General features: G+C 40.9%; 1 protein-coding gene. It reads left to right on the forward strand.

Annotated features, from left to right (window positions below; all coding sequences use genetic code 11):
• Positions 1-142 precede the first annotated feature (142 nt).
• The coding region (locus tag D7V20_RS17725; protein WP_171407856.1) for an Ig-like domain-containing protein at positions 143-8,707 on the forward strand (8,565 nt) is incomplete at its 3' end.

Genomic DNA, 8,707 nt, shown 5'->3' on the forward strand with positions numbered 1-8,707 from the left:
TTTTTGTGTTTATTGTTAAATAAAGCTACAAAATTAATGTCGTTTATTTATAACTTATCTCTTAAAATGTGATAGTCGTCACATATTTATAACTTGTCACTTATAAAATTATTTTTATTAAATAAAAGATAGAGGTTCGAAAATGGCAATAATTCAATCAAGTAACTTTATGGCTGGAACAAAAGTTACGATTTACTTATTAAAAGCAGATGGTTCAATTGATGATTCAGCAACGCCAATTGAAGCTACTGTATTTGCAAATGGTAATTTGGTAAGAAATGTTCCGTTTAACAATGGTGAAAGTTTCTTACTTGTTGGTACAGATAAGCAAGGTATAGCATATCGTACTAATTTAACTGTGACAGATACGATAAGACCAGATAAGCCACTCTTTTCAGCGCAGGATGACATCGGTGTCGTTCAGGGCGCAATTCAACCGAATACTACAACAGATGATAATCAACCTACATTTTCAGGTACAAGTAAAGAAATTGGCGGGATTGTTAAAATTTTTGACCAAGGTGTAGAAATTGGTTCTGCAACTGTACAACCTGATGGAACTTGGTCGTTTACCCCAACAACACCATTAGTCGATGGTAGTCATGTCATTACCATTCAACAGATAGACCCTAAAGGAAATATAAGTGTATTAAGTGATCCACTTACATTTGTTGTAGATACTCAACCTGTCAAAATTGAAATCTTAAAAGCATTAGATGATGTAGGTCTAAATCAAAGTGATCTTGCTAATCATGCAATTACAGATGATGCAACGCCGACATTGGTCGGTACAGGTTTAGTCAATGCTGTTGTGCATATTTCTGAAAATGGGACAGAAATTGGTTCGACCACAGTAGATGCATCTGGAAATTGGGTTTTTGAGCTTCCGGCTCAAATGGATGGTACACATCAATATACAGCGACAATCACCAATACTGCTGGAGTATCAGGTAGCACTCAATTTACATTGACGATAGATACGTTTGCTCCGACAACCACTGCAACTTTGACTGGTATTACGGATGATAGCGGTACGGTTGGCGATTATATTACCAATGACCCATCATTAATTTTAAATGGAATCATTACAGGTACTGTTGAGCCTACAGATAAAGTACAAGTAAGTATTGATGGTGGAGCAACATGGCAAGATGCAACAATTGATCCTATCAATAATACTTGGATACTTGATCATACAGCGCAGCCACTGACCGATGGTCAACATGAAGTGGTTGTGCGTGTGATTGATGAAGCTGGAAATATAGGCCCACTTTCAACACCGCAAGTCATCACGATTGATACAGAAACCCCAACAGCCCAAGCAAATATCACAGGAATTACCGAAGATACAGGTATAGCCAATGATTTCATGACTGCTGATACAACATTAGTCATTCATGGAACTGTGACTGGGGCTTTGGCTATAGATGAAAAAGTACAAGTAAGCATAGATGGTGGGGCTTGGGTTGAAGCAACATTAGACCGTGTAAATAATACGTGGACTTTGGATAACACTGCGAATCCATTGTCTGAAGGTTCACATCAAGTAGAAACACGTATTATTGATGCAGCAGGTAATACCACTGCAGCTGTAGCAGAAGATATTGTTATTGATACAACTAAACCTGTAGATGGATTAATCACTATTTCAGGTATTACTGATGATACAGGTGTTGTTGGTGATTATATTACCAATGACAAAAGCCTAATGGTGAATGGTTTAGTTCTGCAACCTATCGCATCTGATGAACGTGTTCAGGTGAGTTTTGATGATGGTTTAACTTGGCATGATACTGTTTTGGATCGTGTTCAGGGAACGTGGTCATATGATAATACAGCGAATGAATTATCAGAAGGTACGCATACATTAAAAGCTCAAGTGATTGATTTGGCTGGTAACGTAAGCTCACCTGTTCATCAAATTATAGAGATTGATACGACAATCAGTCCACCTGACTCGGGTCATCTTACTTTTGATGCTATTACTGAAGATACAGGAACAGTAGGTGACTTTAATACTGGTGATAATACGCTTATTTTATCTGGTCAATTCCAAGGCGCAGCAGACGAACGTGTTCAAGTGAGCTTAGATGGTGGAACAACTTGGTTAGATGCTACGGTTGATTCTGTTACAAACACGTGGAGTTATGACAATACTGCAAATCAACTTGCAGATGGTTCATATACATTCTCGGCACGTATTGTTGATATTGCAGGGAATGTAACTTCTTCAGTGTCTCAGACGATTGTTATTAATACTGCACCGTTAGAAGCAGGGACAATTAAGTTTACTGCTATCACTGATGATACGGGTCTTCCAGCAGATTTTAAGACTAGTGACCAAACATTAGTTATTTCTGGTGAAATCATAAAACCACTTAATACGGATGAACGAGTGCAAGTGAGTTTGAATGGTGGCACAACGTGGGTAGATGCAACGTTAGATCGTGCTGCTGGTACGTGGAGTTATGACAATACTCAGAATCAACTTGTTGATGGTACATATCGTTTAGAAGCGCGCGTGATCAATACTGTCGGAATTACCAGTCCTGTTATTACTCAAACAGTGGTTGTTGATAGTGCTGTTCCAACAGCAATTGCTGAAATTATAGGCATTACAACAGATACAGGCACAGTCGGTGATTATGTAACGAGTGATGATACATTAACGATCAATGGTCGTATTCTTAATACGCTTGCTACAGGTGAGACTGTTCAAGTGAGCATCGATGGTGGTATGCATTGGAAGGATGCAGTAGTTAATTCTGTAACTCACACGTGGTCATTAGACGATAAGTTTTATGATGGTACTTATTATGTCCAAGCTCGTGTGGTTGATGAAGCTGGAAATGCGAGTGCTGTTTCAAATAAAACAGTTGTGGTAGATACTCAAGCTTCTAATGTTATCAGTACATTAACAGGAATTAGCGATGATACTGGTGTGGTTGGAGATTTTTCTACCAGTGACAATAGTTTAGAACTTACAGGTTCGTTGTCTGCACCTTTGGAAATAGGTGATAAGGTCCAAATCAGTTTAAATGGTGGTAAAACTTGGTTAGAAGCAACGGTTGATTCAGCGACAAATACTTGGTCGTATGACAATACGGATAATCCGCTTGCAGATGGAACATATAAATTCCAAACACGTGTGATTGATCAAGCGGGTAATGTGGGGCAAGTAACAGCCCAAGATATTGTTATTGATACACGCGCACCATTAACATCGGCAGTATTTACAGGCATTACTGAAGACACAGGTACAACAGGTGATTACATTACCAATGATAATGCACTTGTTTTTAAAGGAAAAATTAATGGAGGTAGTTTAGCTGCAGGTGATACTGTACAGCTGAGTTTAGATGGCGGTACAACGTGGGTAGAAGCTGTCATCGATCCAGCTACACGTACTTGGAGTTATGACAATACAGCAAATCCATTGACTGATGGAACGCATACTTTGCTGACACGTGTTGTCGATAAATCAGGCAATAGCGGTGTTGAAAGCAGTCAAGATATTCAAATTGATACATCAATGCCTGTAGCGACTTCATCTTTGACCAGTATTACCACAGATACGGGTGTACTAGGCGATTATGTGACTAGTGATAATACGCTTATTTTTAAAGGTCAAGTTGATGGTGTTTTGGCTGCGGATGAGCGTGTCCAAATCAGTTTGGATGGAGGAGCAACCTGGCTTGAAACCACTCTAGATCGTGTTACGAATAAGTGGAATTATAACAACACAATCAATGAATTGGATGATGGAAGCTATACTGTTCAATCACGTGTCATTGATACGGCAGGGAATGTAGGTACGGTTTCGACACAAACTGTGGTTGTTGATAGCAGTATTTCTACAGCTACAGCAACATTAACAACTGTTTCAGATGATACGGGTACTGTTGGTGATTTTATTACTCAAGACAACAGTTTGTTATTCCAAGGCAATATTACAGGTGCTTTGGCTGCAGATGAAAGCGTTCAAATAAGCCTTGATGGTGGCCGCAATTGGAGTGAAGTAACATTAGACCGTGTAGCAAATACTTGGCTTTTTGATCATACCAGTACCCCTTTAGTCAATGGTACTTATAATGTTCAAGTTCGTGTAATTGATACGGCGAATAATGTCGGACAATTAACTTCTCAAAGTGTAGTCATCAATAACTTGCCTTCTACAGCATCGGTTGAATTTACCAGTATTACCGAAGATAGCGGTATTGTGGGTGACTATATCACCAACGATAATAGCTTGGTTCTTCATGGTAAGATTTTGAATAATCTTGCTGCGACCGACTATATTGAAATCAGTTTAGATAATGGTGCAACTTGGCAACAAGCGGTGGTTGATCGTACCAATCATACTTGGAGCTATGACAATACCGCCAATCCTTTGGTAGATGGTGCATATACTTTCCAAGCACGTGTAGTGAACGTTGCGGGTGTAGCGGGTAGTGCGAGTACTGTAGATGTTCAAATTGATACTCAAGCGCCATATTCAAGTACTTTGGCGAAATTAACTACAATTACCGATGACACAGGTGTTATAGATGATTTTGTCACCAGTGATAATACTTTACTACTGAATGGTGAAATCACAGGTCAGCTTGAGCCAACAGATAAAGTGCTGATTAGCCTAAATGGAGGTAAAACTTGGTCTGAGGCAACGGTTGATTATACAAATAAAACATGGGGTTTCGACAATACTGCTAATGCTTTGGCAGATGGTACCTACAAGGTACAAGTCCGTGTTGTAGATTTGGCGGGTAATCAAGGGGATATCTCTGAGCATGATGTGGTTGTCGACTCTAGACCGCCAGTTGCATCCGCTTTATTCTCGAGCATTACTGAAGATACAGGTGTGGCAGGTGATTACCAAACCAAAGACAATACTTTGGTCTTTAATGGAACGATCATTGGTGATGTTGCTGCAAATGATGCTGTTGAAGTGAGTTTGGATGGTGGTACAACGTGGATTAAAGCGGTATTAGACCCTATTGCTAAAACATGGACGCTGGATCACAGTGCAACAACATTGGTCGATGGGACGTATACTTTGGCTGCACGTGTTGTTGATCAAGCAGGAAATACAGGCCCAATTGCTACGCAAAAATTGGTCATAGACACTTCTGTACCAACGGCTACGTCTGAATTTACCAGTATTACTGAAGATACTGGTACAGTAGGTGATTTCCAAACCAATGATCAAACACTCATTATCAGCGGTAAAGTTACAGGTATTTTAGCTACAGATGATCAAGTACAACTCAGCTTGGATGGTGGTCAGACTTGGTTGAATGTTACCGTTGATTCAGCAACAAACACTTGGACATACAACAATACAGCCAATTCCTTAGCTGAAGGGACTTATCAATTCCAAACCCGCGTTGTTGATAAAGTACTGAATGGTGATGTCACAGATACACAACAAGTTGTCATTGATCTAACACCACCATCTACAAGTTTAACCCTTGCATTTACTGGTATTAGCGATGATACAGGTATTGCAGGTGATTATAAAACCAGTGATACGACCCTCATCATTAACGGTAAAATTGAGTCTGGCACATTAGCTGCAAATGATCATGTTGAAGTCAGTGTCGACGGTGGCAATACATGGACAACTGTACAGGTTGATCCAGTCAGTCAGACCTGGTCTTTAGACAATACAGCAAATACTTTGAGTAGTGGAACACATCAATTTATTGCTCGTGTTGTGGATCAAGTTGGTAATGTTGGACACCAAATCATTCAACAGGTAACCATTGTTACTGAACCGCCAAAAGCAACAGCTGATCTAACTTTAATTACAGATGATAGTGGCGTGGCAGGTGATTTTGTTACCAATGATCCATCTTTGGTGTTCTCTGGAAATATCACAGGGGCATTAGATTCTGATGAAACAGTCCAAGTCAGTTTGGATGGTGGCTTAAGTTGGTTAACAGCAACAACTGATCCAACTGGAACCAGTTGGAATTTGGACCATGCAACAACAGACCTTGTCGATGGAAAATACACCGTGATTACACGTGTGATTGATTCTACAGGTACAGCAGGTGTTGAGAATACACAAGAAATCGTTATTGATACAGCGCCACCAACTGCAACAACAACCTTATCAGGTATTAGTCAGGACAGTGGTCAAGCGGGTGATTTTATTACCAATGACAATACATTGATTTTTAATGGAACGGTTGTCGGTAATTTAGCAGCGGATGAGCGTGTACAGATTAGTTTGGATGGTGGTGCAACTTGGACAGATGCAACATTGGATCGCCCAGCAAATATGTGGATGTTGGACAATACAACTGCAACACTCACGGATGGTACATATAGTGTAGTGAGCCGCGTGATTGACCAAGCTGGTAATATTGGTGCATCTTCGACTCCGCAAAATATCATCATTGATACAGCATTACCAAGCTCTCTTGCTTCTATTACAAGTATTTCTGAAGATACAGGTGTCAACACATCTGACTTTGTGACGAAAGATGCAACATTAATCATTCATGGCAAAGCTTCAACAGCATTGGCGAGTAATGAAAAAGTACAAATTTCTTTCGACAATGGTGCGAATTGGGTCGATGCAACGAGCAAAGCAGATGGAACGTGGAGTTATGACAATACTGCACAGACTTTGCAGGATGGGACTTATACGGTTCAAGCACGTGTTATTGATACGGCTGGAAATAGTAGTGCTGTGGTCACACAGAATTTTACAGTGGATACGAAAGTACCTACTGCTTTATCTGATTTAGATTTAAAAGACGACGTTGGTGCAATACAAGGTACGATTCCAGAACAAGGCGTGACAGACGATACGCGTCCTGAATTTACCGGTAAGGCTCCTGCGGATGCTGCATATGTCAATATATATGACAATGGCAACTTAATCGGAACAGCAACAGTTCAAGCCGATGGAACATGGAGTTTTACACCAACTTTACCATTGGGCGCAGGACCACACAGTTTAACGGCTGCACCAGTTGATGTTGCAGGTAATGAAGGAGCGGTAACAACACCATGGACATTTGATCTGCTAGGTGCTCCACCGCCTGCACCTGCAATTACCAATGTTGTTGATAATGTTGCAGGTGGTTTATTCAATCAAACCATTCCTAAAGATGGTTTAACCAATGATAAGACACCAACAATCAGTGGTACGGGGCAAGTTGGATCAACGATTCATGTCTATAGTGATGGTGTAGAAGTCGCAAACACAGTTGTTAAAACAGATGGTACATGGTCTGTTGAAGTGGCAGATTTAGGCGTAGATGGTGCTAAAGCCATTAAAGCTCAAGCTGTCGATGCAGCAGGTCAATTGAGCCCATTCACTGGCGATTATGTGATCCACTTAGATACAGCTGCACCAAGCAAACCTGATTTGGCAGCAGTTGATAACGTGGGACAAGTGGTAGGCCCTATCACTAACGGTAGCGTAACAGATGACGGCACCCCAACATTCTCGGGTAATGGTGAAGCGGGTAGTACAATTACCTTGACGGATAATGGTACAGTCATAGGTACAGCAACAGTTCAACCAGATGGAACGTGGACATTTACTCCAACAGTAGAATTGGGAGATGGGCCACATAATGTGGTTATCACACAAACAGATCCAGCGGGTAACACGAGTGCGCCAAGTGATGCACTAAGCTTTGATGTTGATAAGAGCGCGGTGAATATTACGATCAGTGCGACGGATAATAAAGCACCAGTTATTGGACCAATCGCTGATGGTGGTGTAACCAATGATGATACTCCAGTTTTGTCAGGGACAACCAAGGCAGGCACAATTGTTGCAATTACGGATAAGTCTGGAAATGCACTGGGTTCAGTTACTGCGGATGCTAATGGAAACTGGTCACTTGAAGTACCAACTCAGAGCAATGGCGCACAGACCTATACGGCTACAGCAACCTTAACCAATGGTAATACAGCAACAGCAACAATAGGATTCACGATTGATACCATCAAACCAACAGGTTTAACGTTAGAAACAGTCAGTGATGATGTTGGACTGGTACAGGGCTTATTAAAATCAGGTGATCGTAGTGATGACACCACACCAACAGTGGGCGGAAAAGCCGAAGCCAATAGTATCGTTTCGATCTATGAAAATGGTTTATTGGTTGGTTCCACAACTGCAAAAGCCGATGGGACTTGGAGCTATACAATCCCTGCACCAGGTTTAACCGAAGGAACACATGCATTAACTGCAACTCAAACGGATCAAGCAGGAAACGTAAGTGATCCAACGGCTGCATTTAATATTGTGATTGATGTTACTGCACCTATTTCAACAGCAGTCATTACCGCTATTTCTGAAGATCGTGGAATTGCAGGTGATTTTATTACCAATGATAAAACACTCGTGATTAGTGGTCAGGTGAATGGAACTTTAGAGATTGGAGATAAAGTTCAAGTCAGTTTAGATGGTGGGATTACATGGTTAGATGCGGTAACCAATACCAATGGAACTTGGACATTGGATCGCACAGGTAGCCCATTTACAGATGGGACGTATAAGTTTGAATCTCGTGTGATAGATGCCGCGGGTATTCCGGGGGTAGCAACTGCACAAAATGTAAAAATTGATAGTGTATTAACCCCGAATACGGCAATCAGTATGACAGGTTATGAAGACAAAGGCGTTTCCTCTACAGACTTCTATTCGAATGACACGCAGTTTACATTAAATGTGACAGGT

The organism is Acinetobacter rongchengensis, assembly GCF_003611475.1.
GTDB classification, from domain to species: Bacteria; Pseudomonadota; Gammaproteobacteria; order Pseudomonadales; family Moraxellaceae; genus Acinetobacter; species Acinetobacter rongchengensis.